Here is a 17,121-nt window from a genome sequence, read left to right as displayed (position 1 = left end):
GTTTATCGTGTCTAAATTTGTATCGATTGAAGCTTCGAAGCGTGCGAAGGCTGGTAAGGGGGCAGCGCGTGCAACGAGGCGTGCTGGTCTGGTACCCGCAGTTATCTATGGTGGAAAAAAAGAGCCGGCTCTGATCGCTCTTGACCCGCGCATTATCATCAAAGGCATTCAGACCTCTGGCTGGCGTTCACGCGTATACCAGATTAAAATTGCAGATGGTGGTTCTGAGCGCGCGCTGATTCGTGACATTCAGTTCCATCCGGTTAAAGATACTCCTGAGCATGTTGACTTCCTGCGTCTGTCAGCTGGTCAGCGCGTTACAGTTGAAGTTTCTGTTCACGTGACCGGCGAAGACGATGCTCCTGGCATTAAGCGCGGTGGTGTTCTGAACCTTGTGCGTCACACGGTTGAAGTTGAAGCTGACGCAGAGCACATTCCTGAGTTCTTTACTGTTGATCTGTCAAAACTCGACATCAACGATAACGTTCGCTGGGAAGACCTCGAAGGCACACAGCACGTTACACCTGTTCTTCAGATCCCTAACTTCGTTATTGCAACGATCGCTGCTCCGACAGTTGAATCTGCAGGCGAAGAAGGTGAAGGTGCTGCTGAAGCAGGCGAAGCCTGATCTGAGCGCGTTTTGGGGGTGCACCTTTTCTGGTGCACCTCTTTCCGTTTTATCACGAGAATACAGGACCAGTTATGTTGCTCTGGGCCGGGCTTGGTAATCCTGAGCCGTCGATGTGCCGGCAACGGCATAATATTGGTTTTATGGCTGTCGGGGCAATTGCCCGCCGTTATGGTTTTGCACCGTGGCGCAGCCGCTTTAAAGGGGAAACAGCCGAAGGCCGCATAGGTGCGCATAAGGTTATGCTTCTCCGCCCTATGACCTATATGAACCTTTCAGGCGAAAGTGTTCAGGAAGCAATGGCTTTCTATAAGATTTCTCCTGAGAATCTTACAGCGTTTCATGATGAGCTTGACCTGGTGCCAGGTAAGGTAAGGGTAAAGCGCGGTGGTGGTGCTGCCGGTCATAATGGACTGCGCTCGATTGATAAAATGATTGGTACCCCCGACTACTGGCGTGTCAGGCTGGGCATAGGTCACCCTGGTGCGAGAGAGCGGGTGAATTCGTGGGTTTTAGGAAATTTTTCAGAGGCTGAGCGTCAGGAATGGCTCGACTCGCTTCTGGAGAGAGTTGCCGATGCGGCACCGCTTCTGGCTGACGGAAAGCTGGATAAGTTTACAACTGAGATTGCATTGCCAGAAGGGAACCGGGGCTGATGGGATTTAACTGTGGTATTGTGGGTTTGCCAAATGTTGGAAAATCTACTCTTTTTAATGCCCTGACCGCGACAGCTGCCGCACAGGCTGCTAATTATCCTTTCTGTACCATTGAGCCTAATACGGGCCGTGTGGCTGTGCCTGACCCACGCCTTGATGCTCTGGTCAAAATTGGTAAATCGCAAAAGACTGTTCCGACAAGCCTTGAGTTTGTTGATATTGCCGGGCTGGTACGTGGTGCGTCACGGGGAGAAGGCCTGGGGAATCAGTTCCTCGCTAATATTCGTGAGGTTGACGCAATTATTCACGTTCTGCGTTGCTTTGAGGATGAAGATATTACGCATGTTGAGGGCAGTGTAGACCCTCTGCGTGATGCTGAAATTATTGAAACAGAGCTGATGCTCGCTGACCTGGAGTCGCTTGAAAAACGCCTGCCAGGTTTGCAGAAACGCGCAAAAAATCGTGATGCGGAAGCACTGGCACAGATCGCCCTGGCTGAACCTCTGATTGAAGCCCTGAAAGAGGGACGACCAGCCAGAACGGCTATTCCGGAAGGGCAGGAAGAGGCTGTAAAACGCCTTAATCTGATGACCAGCAAGCCGGTTTTGTATGTTTGTAATGTTGAGGAAGATTCCGCTTCAACCGGCAATGAGTTTTCTGAAAAAGTGCTGGCAAAGGCTGCCTCTGAAGGTGCGGCAGCGGTGATCGTTTCTGCTGCAATTGAGGCTGAAGTGAGCCAGCTGGCAGATGATGAGCGTCGTGAATTTCTCGATGGTCTTGGTCTGAAGGATAGCGGCCTCGACCGTGTTATTGCAGCGGGTTACGCTTTGCTGGGGCTGCGTACATACTTTACAGTCGGTCCTAAAGAAGCGCGTGCCTGGACTATTACTGCCGGAACTAAAGCACCACAGGCTGCCGCAGTTATTCACAATGATTTTGAACGCGGCTTTATTGCCTGCGAAACAATCTCGTATAATGATTATGTGCAGTGCAACGGAGAGGCCGGGGCAAAAGAAGCCGGGCGTCTGCGTATTGAAGGGCGGGACTATGTTGTGCAGGATGGAGATGTTCTGCTGTTCCGCTTTAACGTATAGTCAGACTTTTATACTATCCGACTGACTGCAACCGAGTGAAAGATGGAGATGGAAAGCGCCATTATGACGGCGGGTGAAGAACGAGCTGAGACCGGGCAGCTGACTGAAACCGAAGGGATGACTGACCTTGCGCGTCGGGCCCGTCGGGCTACGGTGGAGCTGGCAGTCTGCCCGGCTTCGACGCGTGATAAGGCGCTATGGGCCGCGGCTGCAGCCCTGCGCGAGTCTTCGCAGGCTATTCTTGAGGCAAATACTCAGGATCTTTCACTCTCCTCCGCCACGAGTGAGGCGTTTCTTGATCGCCTGCGGCTGACACCTGAACGTGTTGAGGCTATGGCGCGCGGCCTTGAGGATATGGCCGACCTTCAGGATCCGGTCGGGCGTGTACTTGAGGAATGGACCCGCCCAAACGGTCTGCGTATTCGCCGTGTTGCGACTCCGGTTGGTGTCATTGGTGTGATTTATGAAAGCCGCCCTAATGTGGGGGCTGATGCTGCGGGTCTCTGTATTAAATCGGGTAATGCTGTGCTTCTGCGCGGTGGCTCAGAAAGTATCCACACCGCACGGGCTATTCATAAAGCGATGCAGGCCGGGCTGCGGGCTGCCGGGCTGCCTGAAGATGCTGTTTTGATTGCACCTGATTCTGACCGTAAGCACGTGGCTGAAATGCTGAGTGCCGCCGGTCTGATTGACCTGCTTATTCCGCGTGGTGGCCGCTCTCTGGTTGAGCGTGTTCAGCGTGAGGCACGGGTGCCTGTGCTCGCACACGCCGAGGGGCTGTGTCACACTTATATCCATGCCGCAGCAGATCATAATATGGCACGTCGTATTGTTGCGAATGCCAAAATGCGTCGTGTTGGTATCTGCGGTGCGACAGAGACACTGCTGGTTGATGCTGCTATTGCTCCGGCCATTCTCCCTCTGATCGTTTCAGACCTTCAGGAGCTGGGCTGCACGTTTAAAGCCGATAATGCTGCGAGAAAGATTGTACCTTCTTTGCCTGCTGCGACAGAGCAGGATTTTGATACAGAATGGCTTGATGCAATTCTGAATATTGCTGTTGTTGACGGTGTTGATGAAGCACTGGAGCACATCAGGCAGCATAGTTCTTCCCATACTGAGGCGATCATTACAGCAGATGAAGCGGCGGCAACGCGCTTTATGAACGGCACAGACAGTGCTGTTGTGATGTGGAATGCCTCAACCCAGTTCTGTGACGGCGGCGAGTTTGGTTTTGGCGCAGAAATTGGCATTGCAACCGGGCGTTTTCATGCGCGTGGGCCTGTTGGTGTCGAGCAGCTGACAACCTTTCGCTATGAAGTTATCGGTACGGGGCAGGTCAGGTCCTGACAGCTGTGTGCTCTGGTCAGGCTATACCGACATACGGTGATAAACGCCGTATGCGGATTGGTCTTCTCGGTGGGTCCTTTAATCCGGCGCACAGAGGGCACCTGGCCCTTGCACATATCGCTTTGCGCAGTCTGGCTCTTGACCAGGTGTGGCTGATGGTCTCACCAGGTAACCCGCTTAAAGCCGGGCGCGATATGGCTGCATTTGAGCAGCGTATGGAGTCGGTTCGTCATCTGGTTGACGATCCCCGTCTGGTTGTGACAGATATCGAGCCTCGTCTGGGCACCCGCTATACGGTTGATACAGTGCGTAAGCTGCACAGGCGCTTTCCTTTCGCGCATTTTGTATGGCTGACCGGGGCCGATGGCCTTGTTACCCTGTCACGCTGGAAAGGGTGGCATCAGCTGGTTAAGGCCATACCTGTGGCAGTTATGCCAAGGCCCGGGCACAATTATGCGGCTTTACACAGTGCTGCTGGCCGTTATATGGCCCGGTGGCGTATACCTTCACGATGTGCTTCTTTGCTGCCTGAGCAAAAACCCCCTGTATGGGTGTTTATGTCAGGCCCGCAGGATGAGATATCGTCAACATCTATTCGACAGAGAGGGCATTTCAGGGTGGCGCAGGCCACACCACAGCCTCTCGGTAAGTTATTTTCAGGAGAACGGTCATAACCACTCAGCCACCCTCTGATGCGCCAAAGGGCGAGCATCCCCCTGTTACACCTGCAAAAAAAACCAGCACCAGAGCGGCTGCGGGCACAGGCAGAAAAAAAGCGGCAGCAGCCGGCCCGGCAGGTAAAGTAAAAAGCCAGCGTGTCAGCTCAGGTCTGCTTGAGCAGTCTCTTGCTGTTATTCTGGCCAGTCTTGATGATGACAAGGCTGAGAATATTGTGACGATTGACCTGACAGGTCGTGCGTCATTTGCTGATAAAATGGTCGTTGCAACCGGTCTGGCTGACCGTCAGATTGCGGCTATGGCACAGCATATTGAGCGTAAACTCAAAGAAATTGGCCTGAAACGTATGATCGTTGAAGGAGCTAATGGCTCTGACTGGGTCCTGCTTGATACAGGTGATATTATCGTTCATCTGTTTAAGCCTGAATCGCGTGAGCTGTATGGTCTTGAGAAGATGTGGGGCGCAGAGTTTGACGATGAAGCCGCGCAGCCTGTCGCAGGTGCCTGAAACCTGCTCTGATCATCTGACGTTTCAGGAGGTCATGCTGTCGTTATGAAGCTCGTTGCTGTTGGTCGTATGAAAGACAAAAACGAGCGGGCCCTTGTTGAGCGGTATCTGAAGCGGCTTCGTCCGGGGCTTGATATCGCTGAACTCGCAGATGGTCGCGGCAGCGCTGATGAAATAAAGCGGCGGGAGGCGCAGGCAATTTTGTCGGCCTGTCCGCCTCAGGCGTTTGTTATTGTGCTGGATGAATCTGGTCGCAATTTTAGTAGTCCTGCTTTATCAGAAGCCATGGCAGACTGGTCAGCTCTGGGTCGCCCGCTTTGTTTTGTAATTGGCGGAGCCGAGGGGCTTGATGCTTCAGTTATGGCAAGAGCTGATGCCGCGTTGTCTTTTGGAACGCTTACCTGGCCGCATATGCTGGTGCGGATTATGCTGGTCGAACAGATTTATCGTGCACAGATGATTGCCTCAGGGCACCCGTATCATCGTTCCGGGCGCCCCTGACAGAGGTTTATTGCTGAACAGCCGTGTTTTCCCACTTTTTAAAGTGTTCGCGCAGGGTGTCAGTAAAGCTGGTAATGACCGGTATATTTTCACCCTCTCTTACTGCAATCGCAAGGGTCGCATACGGGGCTGGTTCACTTATCGTGTGAAACGTTACGCCCCCTGCGTGAATTTGCCTGAGAGAGTCCGGTACAACTGACACACCAAATCCTGCAGCGACCAGTGGCACGATACCAGCAATCTGCGGAGCCTGCTGCCCCAGCTTAGGCGTAACCCCCGCCCGCTGATAAGCTGAGAGAATGGCATCGTGAAATCCAGGACCAAGCTCGCGCGGAAAGAGGATGAGCGGGTCGTGCGCCAGCATATCCAGGCTGAGTGTTGTGTGGTGCGAAAGTGGATGTCCGTGTGGCAGGGCAATGACGGTTGGCTCATCAAGCAGATGCGAAACGGTAAGGCGTGACAGATCAGGCGCTGACGGACGAATGATGGCAACGTCAATGGCGGAGGCATGGAGGGCTGCACACAAAGCCGGTGTGTTACTTTCTTCCATTGATAAGGTGACATCAGGAGCGGCATCGCGAAATGCCCGGATGGCAGAGGGGATAATAGGGAGAAGAGGTACAGCTCCTGCCAGTCCAAGCCGGATGTGCCCGGCTTCACCCCGTGCCATGCCTCTGGCAGTAATCAGAAATTGCTGTTGTAATTCGAGGATGGCCTGAGCGCGGGGCAGGAGGGCTTTGCCGGTGGGGGTGAGAGCAACACCGCGTGTCTGCCGCTCAAAAAGCTGAACGTCGAGTTCATTTTCAAGCTGACGAATTTGCTGACTTAATGGCGGCTGTTCAATGCCAAGCTGCTTTGCTGCCCGTGTAATGCTGCCCTGTTTTGCAACGGCTGTGAAATATCGTAATTGCCTTATATCCATAATTATTAACAGTTTATCCTGTTACTGGTCATGCTGGTATCTGCCGGGGTTCTCCCTATCATAAAAATGTGCTGAGGGCATTTTTAAAAAGCGGATGCAGGATATGGTATCAGGTATTTGCAGCCTTATATTCTGGCTTTGATATATTTTTTATGTATGTATTTTGTTTTATCTATAGGGTGTAGTATATGTCACGTGAGGCAGATTTACACCATGCTTTTGCGTGTTCTGTTTGCGTAACGGAGAGGTTTTGATGAAAATTGGTTTGTTCATTCCGTGTTATATCGATGCGTTTTACCCAGGCGCGGGTATTGCGACGCTTGAGCTGCTTGAAAAACTCGGACAGGACGTTGACTACCCGTTGAATCAGACCTGCTGCGGTCAGCCTATGGCGAACTCAGGGTGCAATTCTGATGCTGCCGGGGCTGAAGACCTGTTTGTAAAGAACTTTGCACAATATGATGCTATCGTTATGCCGTCGGGCAGCTGTGCGCATCATGTACGTGATAATTTTGATGCGATCCCGCAAAGTGAAGCCGTAACGCATGTGCGTCAGAACACCTATGAACTTGTTGAATTTTTGCACGATGTGCTGAAGGTCGATGCATTTCCATGGGCTGAATTTCCGCACAGGGTCGGGTTGCATAACAGTTGTGGCACGCTGCGGTCTCTGCGCACAGCGAGTATGTCAGAACTGGGTGAACCTTTCTTTTCAAAGCCGATGGATCTGCTTCAGAAAGTTAAGGGTATTTCGTTTGCTAAGCCTTCAAGGCCTGATGAATGCTGTGGTTTCGGTGGTACCTTCTCTGTGACGGAAGAAGCCGTATCAGCGCGTATGGGCCTTGATAAGGTAACAGACCATTATAACGCCGGGGCAGAGTATATCGTATCGGCTGATACCTCGTGCATGATGCATCAGGAAGGATGTGCAAAACGTGCGGGTGTGCCTGTTCGTTTTATTCATATCGCTGAGATTCTGAACGGAGCACGTTCATGAAGGTTAAGCCAGTTAATCACGCAAAAGCCGCTGAAGTTTTTTTGCAGGATGAGCCGCATCTGAAGTTCCATGATGAAAGATTGTGGGATATGCGCCAGAAGCGCGATCAGCAGATGCATATTCTGCCTGAATGGCAGGAGCTGCGTGCCCGCGCCTCAGAGATCAAAGAGCATACTCTGGCGCATTTGCCTGAATATCTTGAGCAGTTTGAGGCGAATGCGAAAAAAAACGGTATTCATGTACACTGGGCTGCAGATGCCGGAGAGCATAACCGTATTGCCGGCGAAATTCTTGAAAAACACAGAGCGAAATCTCTGATCAAGAGTAAGTCCATGGTGACGGAAGAATGCGATATGCGCGGTTATCTTGAGCCACGGGGCATCACCGTGACCGAGACAGACCTTGGCGAACGTATTCAGCAGCTTGATAATCAGATGCCAAGCCATGTTGTTGTGCCGGCTGTGCATAAGCTGATTCCCGATGTTGCAAAGGTTTTTGCGGAAAATTATCAGACTGACCCGAACGAGCGTGATCCGCATGCTCTGGCAGAGGCCCAGCGTGAGGCCGCCCGGCCGGTTATTCTCTCAGCTGATGCGGGGATGACGGGTGGCAATTTTCTTGTCGCAGAGACAGGTACTTTTGTTGTCTGTACCAACGAGGGTAATGCGGACCTGAGTTCAACTGTTACCGGCCTGCATATTGCAACCCTCGGGATTGAGCGGATCATACCGCGTATGGCCGACCTAGGTGTTTTTGTGCGCCTGTTATCACGCAGTGCACTTGGTTCGCCTATTACTCAGTACACAACGCATTTTCGTGGCCCGCAGAAGGGGGGCGAAATGCATGTGATACTTGTCGATAACGGGCGTTCGCAGCGTCTGGGTATGGATGATTTCTGGACATCTCTGAAATGTATTCGCTGTGGTGCCTGTATGAATACCTGTCCGGTCTATCGTCGTTCAGGCGGGCTGTCATACGGTGCTGTTTACTCCGGGCCTATTGGTTCTATTCTCGACCCGACATTTAACGAGCGTAAATACAGCACGCTGCCATTTGCCTCGACGATGAACGGCAGCTGCACCAACGTCTGCCCTGTCAAAATTAATATTCATGAGCAGCTTTATAAATGGCGCAGAGTGCTGGCAGAGCACCATGAAATTCCGTTTGTGAAACGTGAGCTGATGCGCATGGCCGGCAGGATCATGGGCAAGCCTGTGCTGTATCGTGCGGCCATTAACAGCACTAATGCAGCGCTGGGTAATCTGCCACGTGTTGCTTTGTATAACTGGATGAACCCCTGGGGTAAGAACAGAGAGCTGCCTCCTGCTGCAAAACAGAGTTTTCACAGCTGGTATAAAGAAAATCGCCTGAAGAAGGAGAAAGTATAATGAGCTCCCGCGAGATGATCCTGGCCAGGCTGCGCAGCAATCGTCCTGATCCTGATGTGTATCTTTTACCGGACATTGCCATTCTTGGTGACCAGGATCGCAGCCGCGCGCGCTTTGAAACTTCTCTTGCAGGTATGGGTGGAGCAGTGCTTGAACGGCAGGGAGAGGAAACCCTGGCGGCAGCTGTGGCACGTCGTTTTCCTGATGCACAAATCATTTGCTCAGCCGTGCCTGATTATGAAGGTACGCTGCGTATTGAAGATGTAACCTCACCTCAGCAGGCCGCTGAGACGGACGTGATGGTTGTGCGTGCCCCTTTTGGTATTGCAGAGACGGGATCAGTTTTTCTCAGTGAGGCACAGCTTAATCATCTGAACTCTGCGGCACATCTGGCTCAGCATCTTGTTGTCATTCTTTCAGAGCAGAACATTACAGCGAATATGCACACGGCTTATACCGAGCGGCAGGAGTTTCATACCGCGCATTATGGTGTGCTGATGAGTGGCCCGTCAGCAACGGCTGATATTCAGGGCGTGCTTATTCGTGGTGCCCAGGGGGTACGCAGCCTGTCTGTCTGGTGGGAATAATTTTTTAATGATCTGTGTTGCAGATTTTGCCTGAGCGTTAGTTATTAATCGGAATTGTCACGATTGCCCCAGGGTTTTTCGTGGTTTTTGAAAGCTCAAGCAGAATTTGCAGCATGGTAAAAGCCAGCTTGCTGTCAAAATCATTATCAGAAATCCAGTAATAACGATTTTTATAATCAACGGTGGCGAATGACGTGGCGGGTGGTTCACGGCTGACATTCACATTGACAATGGGCTTGGTTTCACGTCCGACCAGTCTGACCCGTGCCAGCGTTTTGCCTGATGTAACGTCTTCAGGTGGCACTTCAATCTGATAGGCAATCTGACCCAGCACACTCAGCATGGTGCGTGTCAGCAGTCTGATTTGTCCTTTGCGCGGGCTGCCTGCACCATAAACGACTTCAACACGTTCATCATTCTGCGGCATGCTGAAAAAACGGCGGGTTTCAAAAACAACTTCTGAGAGAATTGGGTCTTTTGTTGAGGAAATGCTCAGAAAGACATGGTTTGCGGCTGATGGCTTGCCGCTCGCATCAAGAGTTTGTTCAAGCTGAATACCTAAAAGTCCTGCGACTTGAAGTAGGCGAAGGTCATGAATAAGCTCGAAAAACTCTGGTGAACCACGGCCGACGTCACCGCCAATTGCACCGGCGTTACTGATCATATTGACTGATTGCACGGATAGTCGAAACAGCACATCAATGGGCAGCCCTCCCATAGCGAGCGGTAACAGGCTGGCGGGCGGTAACGGGCGCAGAAAGCTTTGTGCGTATGCATCACCCGTGACGGGCTGGAAGGTAAAAGTCGGGCTTTCCTGCACCTGCACAGACAGAGCACCGCCGGGACGAAACGGCACGACGTCTGTGTTGGCATTGAGCGACGCAGAGCGCTGGAGCTGATAGCCGGAAATAAGCTGTGTTGTGTCAAGAAAACCAGGAGTGTCAGCATAGCGCAGGCTGACAACATTGAGCAGTGTCTGGCGTTTGTTTGATTCAGTCAGAGCCCGGGAGTAGCTGTTCTGGTCTTTATCGAGTCTGTAGGCCCCCAGACCCAGGCAGCCATTGAGAAGTAAACAGGAACAACACAGGACTGTTTTGAAGAAAATATGCATCCGTCTCTATGGGGCCTGAGAGATGTGAGTAGTCGCCAGGAGGTCATATGCCTGACACAGTAAAGACGTGCTGTGTCAGGCTGAGAAACACCTATTCTCTTATGCGTTCGATCTGAGCACCACAGGCTGCCAGTTTACGCTCAACGGCCTCATAGCCCCGGTCGAGATGGTACACACGGCTCAGAGTTGTTTCCCCCTGAGCGGCAAGACCAGCAAGAATCAGCGAGAAAGAAGCCCGCAGATCTGTTGCCATAACCGGAGCCCCGGAGAGAAGTTTTACACCACGAATAATGGCTGATGAACCATGAACATTGATGCGAGCACCCATGCGCACCAGTTCAGGCACATGCATAAAGCGATTTTCAAAAATCGTTTCTGTGAGCATAGAAGCACCCTCAGCCACAGAAAGTAGTGTCATAAACTGGGCCTGCATATCGGTGGGGAAACCGGGGTATGGCTCGGTCATAATATCGACGCCACGAAGCGGGCCTGTACGACGCACCCGCAGAGCATTGTCCTCTTCACTGACTTCTACGCCGGCTTCTTCAAGGGTGCGGATAACTGCACCCAGGTGCTCGGCCTGTCCGCCAATCAGCCGCAGGTCGCCGCCTGTAATGGCTGCAGCACAGGCATAAGTACCGCATTCAATACGGTCAGCCATAATGTGGTGTTCAGCACCATGCAGAGCTTCAACGCCGTCAATAATAATGTGGCCGGTGCCCGCGCCGGTAATCTGTGCTCCCATGGCATTCAGGCAAGCCGCAAGGTCAGCCATTTCAGGCTCGCGTGCGGCATTGAGAATTTCGGTGCGTCCCTTTGCCAGGGTGGCTGCCATCATCAGGTTTTCTGTGGCCCCGACAGAGGCAAATGGCAAAGCGATACGGTCTCCGGTCAGACCGTTGGGAGCGCTGGCGTTAATATAGCCATTCTCAAGAGTAATTTCTGCGCCGAGAGCCTCAAGCCCTCTGAGGTGCATATCTACCGGGCGGGTGCCGATGGCACAGCCGCCGGGCAGAGAAACCCGCGCTTTACCACAGCGTGCCAGCAGCGGGCCGAGAACCAGAATAGAAGCCCGCATTTTAGAGACGATGTCATACGGGGCTTCAGTATTGGTGATTGTGCCACTGATGCACAGAGTGCTGTCATCATCATTGACGGCTTCAACTGTCATGCCATGCTGTGTCAGCAGGTCGCGCATTGTTGCGATATCATCAATGCGCGGGACGTTGCTGAGTATCAGACGTTCTGATGTTAACAGCCCGGCCACCAGGAGCTTGAGCGCAGCATTTTTTGCCCCGCCAATTGTGATGTCGCCGTGGAGAGGCCTGCCGCCCCGGATGATAAATCTGTCCATCGGTTTTACTCACATACGCGGGGTGGTGACACCAGATTGTTTCATATATTTGCCTGTGCGGTCAGCGTAGCTGGTTTCACAGGGTGTCTCACCTTTAAAGAAGAGAAACTGGCAAATACCTTCATTGGCGTAGATACGTGCCGGCAGAGGGGTTGTATTGCTGATTTCGATCGTGACCTGACCTTCCCACTCTGGTTCCAGAGGGGTGACATTCACAATAATACCGCAGCGTGCATAAGTTGATTTGCCAAGGCAGACGACCAGCACATCGCGGGGAATACGAAAATATTCAATGGTATGTGCCAGAACGAAGCTGTTTGGCGGGATGATGCACTGGTCTGCCTTGCGTGAAACAAAGCTGTCAGGTGAAAAATCCTTGGGGTCAACAATGGCGTTGTTGACGTCAGTGAAAATGCGGAACTCATCAGCAATACGCGCATCATAGCCGTAAGAGGACAGGCCATAGGAAATGACGCCATCGCGCTTCTGAGATTCGACAAATGGCTCAATCATACCGTGGTCCTGGGCCATCTGACGTATCCATGTATCGGGTAGCACGGGCATGTCAGTTCTTCTCCGGTAGTGCAGATTGTATCTGGTTATTTTGTTCTTCCTGCCGGGTGCGTGCCTGTTGTTTGCGACGTCGAAGGTTCGCACGCAGGGCCGCAGCCTCTTTTTCAGCACGCGCAGCTTTTGCTGCAAGAGTTTTTGCAGAAACGTTGGTGCCGGCAGAAGGGGGTAAGGACGAATCGGTCATAGAGTCCGAGGTCTGATGAGGTAAAACATTCACTGTGGTGAGTAGCAGAGCCTGGCAGATATGCCTAGCGGTAAGCGTCTTTTACGTCAGATATCCTGCCAGGTGCAGGGTGTGACGTGGCTGGTGCGCAGGCTGTCTTTGAAAGAAGAGGCACAGAGAGCTTCAAATTCAGCTTCGTGCTCATAAGCTGGCATGAGTTTTTGTATCAGCGTATTTTTATGCGTCGCCGGATGGAAATAAATTTCCGAGACGCCATCAGGTAAGTGTGTTGCCAGGGTGGAGACCCTTTGTGCCGTCATGTGACCGCTCCATGCCAGACCAAAACACCAGTCGTTGGTGACCATACCGGCCGAACGGATCTGATGGCGGAGCAGGCGTGTCCACTGCCTGAGCACGGCATCGCCAAAGCTGTCAGAGATTTTTTCTGAAGCTGCCAGAGGGGCTGGTGGTTCAAGGGGGGTACGAATGGCTCTCAGACCGTAGTTTTTGCCAATATCAATCATCATACGCGCTACAGTAGGGTGCAGGTGCATATGTTTATGGGCATTGGCGTGGTCGAGTGTCAGCCCTGTTTTACGGAAGGCTTCAAACTGCGCAGTAATTTCTTTGTGCAGCTGTTTGCGCCCTTGTGGACGAAAAAAATAATCTACCCCGAGACCCAGTTGTGAAGAGGAAAACCAGCCGTCAGGCTGAGTGATCAGCGGCAGGCTGGTGTGTGGAAGAACCGAAGCACCCTCAATCACCACCAGGTGCAGCCCGACATGCAGGCCGGGCAGGCGTTTGGCACGCTCGACAGCATCGGCGGCAGCCGGGCCGGCAACCATCAGGCTGGCAGTTGAAAGAACGCCTTCACGATAAGCAATCTCGATGGCTTCATTGACTTCGACAGACAGACCAAAATCGTCAGAGGAGATAATGGCACGCTTCATGGAGAGGTCTCCTGTCATATCGAAAGAGGCAGATGTCAGAGATATTCTGGTCGTGCAGAAAAGAGTTGATAAAAATAAGGCCGGTGCACCCGTGGGGGGTGCGCCGGCCATTATTACATCAGGAAAAGTCAGCTTGCCTGACGATCTTTAAGGAAGTGGAAGAACTCCACACCTTCGCGCAGGCGGCGCTTCATCATCTGCGGGGAGCGTACCATTTCACCAACAATGGAGGCAATTTTCGGAGCGCGGAAATAGAATTTTTTATAGAATTCTTCAACGCTGTTGAAAATTTCAGTGTGTGACAGATGCGGGTAATGCAATGGCGCCATCTGCACGCCGTTCTCGTCAATCAGGTCAGCATTGCTTTCATCAAGCCAGCCGTTTTCTGATGCCTGCTTGTGCAGGGCGGTGCCAGGATAAGGCGCAGCCAGAGAAACCTGCAGTGTGTGCGGATTGATCTCTTTAGCAAAGTTGATGGTTTCCTGAATGGTCTCTTTGGTTTCTCCGGGGAGACCGAGGATGAACGTGCCATGAATTTTAATGCCAAGTTCGTGGCAGTTTTTCGTAAATTCGCGGGCAACCTCGACGCGCATACCTTTTTTGATGTTATGCAGAATCTGCTGGTTGCCGCTCTCATAACCTACCAGAAGCAGGCGCAGGCCGTTATCGCGCAGTACTTTCAGTGTTTCGCGAGGCACGTTTGCTTTTGCATTACATGACCATGTGATGCCCATTTTTCCCAGCTCGCGGGCAATGGCTTCTGCGCGTGGCAGATCATCGGTGAACGTATCGTCGTCAAAGAAAAATTCTTTGACCTGTGGGAAATACTGGCGGGCCAGGCGAATTTCAGCAGCAACGTGCTGTGGGCTGCGTGTGCGGTAGCGATGTCCGCCCACAGTCTGTGGCCACAGGCAGAAGGTGCAGCGAGACTTACAGCCACGTCCCGTATAGATAGAAATATAAGGGTGCATCAGGTAACCGATGAAGTAATCTTCAATCCGCAGGTCACGCTTATAGACTTCGGTTACGAAAGGCAGGCTGTCCATGTCTTCAATCATGGCGCGGTCGCGGTTCGTAACAATTACACCGTCTTTATTACGCCATGTGATGCCATCAACATCTTTGAAATCACGGCCTTCAGCAATTTCTTTGATGGTGTAGTCGAACTCATTGCGGGCAACGAAGTCAATCGGTGCACCTTTGAGCAGGCTTTCATCAGGCTGCACAGCAACTTTAGCACCAACCATACCAATTTTAAGGTTGGGGTTTACGTCCTTGAGCATCTGAGCGACTTCAACATCCTTCGCAAAAGAAGGGGTTGATGTGTGCAGAATGACCAGGTCGCGGTTTTTCACATCTTCAAGGATAGGCTCCATGCCAATGCCAGCCGGAGGTGCATCAATCAGGCGGCTGCCTTCAACCATGGCGGCAGGCTGTGCCAGCCATGTCGGGTACCAGAATGATTTGATTTCCCGTTTTGCCTGATAGCGGGAGCCTGCACCACCATCGAAACCATCGAAAGTCGGAGGCTGAAGGAAGAGAGTTCTCATCATGGGAAGTTTGATCCTGACAAGGTTGAGAGGGCACGGCCTGATGGGGTGGAGGTCAGATCATCGGAAGGGACGTTGTCCTTTGTTTCCGGGAAGATGTGACGATTTGAAGATTTACGAGCAGAGTGTGGGGTTACATGCATTGTTTGGCCGCGCCAGTCAACCTGTGTGCCATGAACACTTCCTGCCATAATACCGGCAGAGAGCAGGTCACGCAGAGGAAGAAACAGCAAAGGCCACCATGCTTTTTCACCTGTAATCTGATTGATACTGCGTGCTGTTATGGCACGAATACCCCAGCATGAGAAAAAGAAAATCCACGCCTTGCGTGAGGTGGGTTTGAGAAGAACTGTCAGTAACGCCCAGAAAAGTGACAGCTGAATTGAAGATGCTGCATAGCCTGCAGGTGCCAGAGAGCGCACAGTACGACCCCATCGCAGTTCGTGCGCTATGAGTTCAGGGGCTGACTGCTCAGCTACAGTTGTCCAGGTCAGGCAGTCAGCAATAGTAATATCATGTCCCTTTTGCCTGACCAGCTGCCCCAGAACGCCGTCATCGGCGACATGAGGTAATAAGGCCTGAAGGCCTCCGACAGACTCCAGAACTGAACGCGTCAGTGCCATTGTGGCACCCAGACAGTCCTGACGCCCCAGATGGCGGGACAGAATAACACCAGGCAGAAAATTGTGGTTGATCTGACTGGCAGCCATACGCTGAACAAAAGAGTTCTGTGCCGGGCGACCAGCGTACAGGGTTGTGACAAGGCCTGTTCCGGCTTTGTTAAGAGCTCTGACAATGTGGCGCAGGTAATCCGGTCGCACATGAATGTCAGAATCAGAAATGATCAGTGTCTCATATTCTGCATATGGCAGCACATTCATCAGGTTACTGATTTTGCGGTTCAGCCCGTAAATGCCGGGGTGACATATGACCTGCATATCAAGGTGGGGGTAGCGCTTTTTCAGGCGTTCCACCAGAGCAATTGCCGGGTCTGCTTTATCCTGCACACCAAACAGTATCTGAAAGCGTGGGTAGTCCTGCTGGCAGAAGCTTTCTATGGCTTCTTCGAGCAGAGGTTCTGTTCCGCACAGAGGTTTGAGAATAGTAACCGGTGGCAGCGGCTGCTCCCCCGCTGAGGGGGAGCGCTCTCTTTTGCGGAAACGTCTGAAGAGCAGGGCGCCGGCCACAGATTGCGCACATCCGGCTGCGGCCAGAACAGAACTTGAGAGAGCCAGAACAGAAGAAATGCGAAACATCAGCCAGCAATCATTCCTCTGTGGCAGAGCATGCTTGTTGTCAGTGCGTTTAGTTTCACGATCGGCTTATCCTGATTTATTTAGCTTCAGAGAAGCTTTTAACTTTATTTTCAAGCACTTTTATTAAACCAGCAACCCCACCTGACGTTAAAGTCGAGCGGAAATCAGAACGCTGGGCAGCAGCCTGGCTAATACGTGATTCACTCAGCAGAACGTCAGTAATGCGCCAGCCATTATCTTCATGATGCATAATGTAGCTCAGCGGTGTACCCGGCATGCTATCCTGCGAGCCGATAAATGTGTTTACGATTTTATCGCCGGCAACAGGAGAGTTTTCAGGTTCTGGCTTGATTGTGAAGCGTGCTCCTGCACCTGGTGTAAAGCTGGAGACATAACGGGCAACGGTGAAGTCACGAAATGCTGCGAGAAGTTTTGCTTTGTCTTCAGGTGTCAGAGAATCGTATCGCAGTCCGACAGAGGCTTTAAGTACAGCACTCAGGTCAAAGCTTTTATCGACAGCGGCGCCAACGATAGCTGCCCGGTCGCTGAAGCCTGCATGTGAGGTTTGTATTTGTTCAAGTGCTGCATAGAGTGTCTGAACAGGGGTGATGACAGCAGAGTTGGCGGCTGTCTGTGCCTGAGCTGCTGGGAAAAGGAGACCTGATCCGGCAACGGGAGCAAAGGCTACGCCAAGGCCAAGCAGAAGACCTGCGCGGAAGGCAATGCGTTTTAAGCTCATGGTTTGGTTCCTGTCGAATAATTTGACATGTTTACTGAGGAGGCTCCCTCAATTCCAAGTGCGCTGAGAGCAGTATTTACGATGTATGGAGCGGTAAGGCCAGCCTGCTCATACTG

Annotated in this window: 19 protein-coding genes; 10 read left to right on the top strand and 9 right to left on the bottom strand. The window is 52.1% G+C overall.

Annotated elements, in window-relative coordinates; genetic code table 11:
* Positions 1-7: 7 nt before the first annotated feature.
* From HK11_RS10240 to HK11_RS10210, 7 genes are all read left to right on the top strand, one after another.
* A complete protein-coding gene (locus tag HK11_RS10240; RefSeq protein ID WP_086555249.1) occupies positions 8-628 on the top strand; it encodes a 50S ribosomal protein L25/general stress protein Ctc in 621 nt (206 codons plus the stop codon).
* A 74-nt stretch (positions 629-702) separates the two neighbouring features.
* Positions 703-1,284 (top strand): aminoacyl-tRNA hydrolase, encoded by a 582-nt coding sequence (gene pth / locus HK11_RS10235; RefSeq protein WP_086555248.1) that lies wholly within the window; start codon positions 703-705, stop codon positions 1,282-1,284.
* The gene (gene ychF, locus HK11_RS10230) at positions 1,284-2,378 is read left to right on the top strand and encodes a redox-regulated ATPase YchF (RefSeq protein WP_086555247.1); all 1,095 of its coding nucleotides are present in this window, start codon (positions 1,284-1,286) and stop codon (positions 2,376-2,378) included. Before pth ends, ychF begins: the two co-directional genes overlap by 1 nt.
* Positions 2,379-2,441: 63 nt before the next feature.
* Complete coding sequence (locus HK11_RS10225; protein ID WP_086555277.1) at positions 2,442-3,728, top strand: glutamate-5-semialdehyde dehydrogenase; 1,287 nt, start codon at positions 2,442-2,444, stop codon at positions 3,726-3,728.
* Between the two features lie 5 nt (positions 3,729-3,733).
* On the top strand, positions 3,734-4,402 hold the full coding sequence (locus HK11_RS10220) for a nicotinate-nucleotide adenylyltransferase (protein WP_369822952.1): 669 nt from the start codon (positions 3,734-3,736) through the stop codon (positions 4,400-4,402).
* Positions 4,399-4,914 (top strand): ribosome silencing factor, encoded by a 516-nt coding sequence (rsfS, locus tag HK11_RS10215; protein ID WP_086555246.1) that lies wholly within the window; start codon positions 4,399-4,401, stop codon positions 4,912-4,914. The genes HK11_RS10220 and rsfS overlap by 4 nt, the downstream gene beginning before the upstream one ends.
* A 45-nt stretch (positions 4,915-4,959) precedes the next feature.
* Complete coding sequence (locus HK11_RS10210; RefSeq protein ID WP_086555245.1) at positions 4,960-5,415, top strand: 23S rRNA (pseudouridine(1915)-N(3))-methyltransferase RlmH; 456 nt, start codon at positions 4,960-4,962, stop codon at positions 5,413-5,415.
* Positions 5,416-5,422: 7 nt separating this feature from the next.
* On the opposite strand, the gene HK11_RS10205 is transcribed toward HK11_RS10210, so the two are convergent.
* Positions 5,423-6,337 (bottom strand): LysR family transcriptional regulator, encoded by a 915-nt coding sequence (locus tag HK11_RS10205; RefSeq protein WP_086555244.1) that lies wholly within the window; start codon positions 6,335-6,337, stop codon positions 5,423-5,425.
* Between the two features lie 253 nt (positions 6,338-6,590).
* Here HK11_RS10205 and HK11_RS10200 point away from each other — a divergent pair, with 253 nt between their 5' ends.
* The 3 genes from HK11_RS10200 to HK11_RS10190 are packed head-to-tail and all read left to right on the top strand — an operon-like array spanning position 6,591 to position 9,309.
* Positions 6,591-7,334 carry a (Fe-S)-binding protein gene (locus HK11_RS10200; RefSeq protein WP_086555243.1) on the top strand — a complete coding sequence of 248 codons (744 nt, stop codon included), beginning with the start codon at positions 6,591-6,593 and terminating at the stop codon, positions 7,332-7,334.
* Positions 7,331-8,722, top strand: coding sequence for a lactate utilization protein B (locus HK11_RS10195; RefSeq protein ID WP_086555242.1), 1,392 nt, complete (start codon positions 7,331-7,333; stop codon positions 8,720-8,722). The genes HK11_RS10200 and HK11_RS10195 overlap by 4 nt, the downstream gene beginning before the upstream one ends.
* Positions 8,722-9,309: an LUD domain-containing protein gene (locus tag HK11_RS10190; protein ID WP_086555241.1), complete on the top strand. Its 588-nt coding sequence runs from the start codon at positions 8,722-8,724 to the stop codon at positions 9,307-9,309. The genes HK11_RS10195 and HK11_RS10190 overlap by 1 nt, the downstream gene beginning before the upstream one ends.
* Before the next feature lie 37 nt (positions 9,310-9,346).
* On the opposite strand, the gene HK11_RS10185 is transcribed toward HK11_RS10190, so the two are convergent.
* From HK11_RS10185 to HK11_RS10150, 8 genes are all read right to left on the bottom strand, one after another.
* Positions 9,347-10,420, bottom strand: a complete 1,074-nt coding sequence (locus HK11_RS10185) for a hypothetical protein (RefSeq protein ID WP_086555240.1) — start codon at positions 10,418-10,420, stop codon at positions 9,347-9,349.
* 91 nt (positions 10,421-10,511) lie between these two features.
* Positions 10,512-11,774, bottom strand: coding sequence for a UDP-N-acetylglucosamine 1-carboxyvinyltransferase (gene murA, locus HK11_RS10180; protein WP_086555239.1), 1,263 nt, complete (start codon positions 11,772-11,774; stop codon positions 10,512-10,514).
* Positions 11,775-11,783: 9 nt separating this feature from the next.
* Positions 11,784-12,338, bottom strand: a complete 555-nt coding sequence (gene dcd / locus HK11_RS10175; RefSeq protein WP_086555238.1) for a dCTP deaminase — start codon at positions 12,336-12,338, stop codon at positions 11,784-11,786.
* Between the two features lies 1 nt (position 12,339).
* The gene (locus HK11_RS10170) at positions 12,340-12,531 is read right to left on the bottom strand and encodes a hypothetical protein (RefSeq protein ID WP_086555237.1); all 192 of its coding nucleotides are present in this window, start codon (positions 12,529-12,531) and stop codon (positions 12,340-12,342) included.
* Between the two features lie 86 nt (positions 12,532-12,617).
* Positions 12,618-13,460, bottom strand: coding sequence for a hopanoid biosynthesis-associated protein HpnK (gene hpnK, locus HK11_RS10165; protein WP_086555236.1), 843 nt, complete (start codon positions 13,458-13,460; stop codon positions 12,618-12,620).
* Positions 13,461-13,588: 128 nt separating this feature from the next.
* Positions 13,589-15,013: a hopanoid biosynthesis associated radical SAM protein HpnJ gene (gene hpnJ, locus HK11_RS10160; RefSeq protein WP_086555235.1), complete on the bottom strand. Its 1,425-nt coding sequence runs from the start codon at positions 15,011-15,013 to the stop codon at positions 13,589-13,591.
* Entirely contained in the window at positions 15,010-16,266 is a 1,257-nt protein-coding gene (hpnI, locus tag HK11_RS10155) for a bacteriohopanetetrol glucosamine biosynthesis glycosyltransferase HpnI (protein ID WP_086555234.1), read from the bottom strand. The genes hpnJ and hpnI overlap by 4 nt, the downstream gene beginning before the upstream one ends.
* Before the next feature lie 76 nt (positions 16,267-16,342).
* Positions 16,343-17,005 (bottom strand): ABC transporter substrate-binding protein, encoded by a 663-nt coding sequence (locus tag HK11_RS10150; RefSeq protein ID WP_086555233.1) that lies wholly within the window; start codon positions 17,003-17,005, stop codon positions 16,343-16,345.
* Positions 17,006-17,121 lie beyond the last annotated feature (116 nt).

Origin of the sequence: Acetobacter sp. DmW_043 (assembly GCF_002153485.1) — a bacterium.
Classification (GTDB): domain Bacteria; phylum Pseudomonadota; class Alphaproteobacteria; order Acetobacterales; family Acetobacteraceae; genus Acetobacter; species Acetobacter thailandicus.
This window is presented reverse-complemented; position numbering and strand designations above follow the sequence as displayed.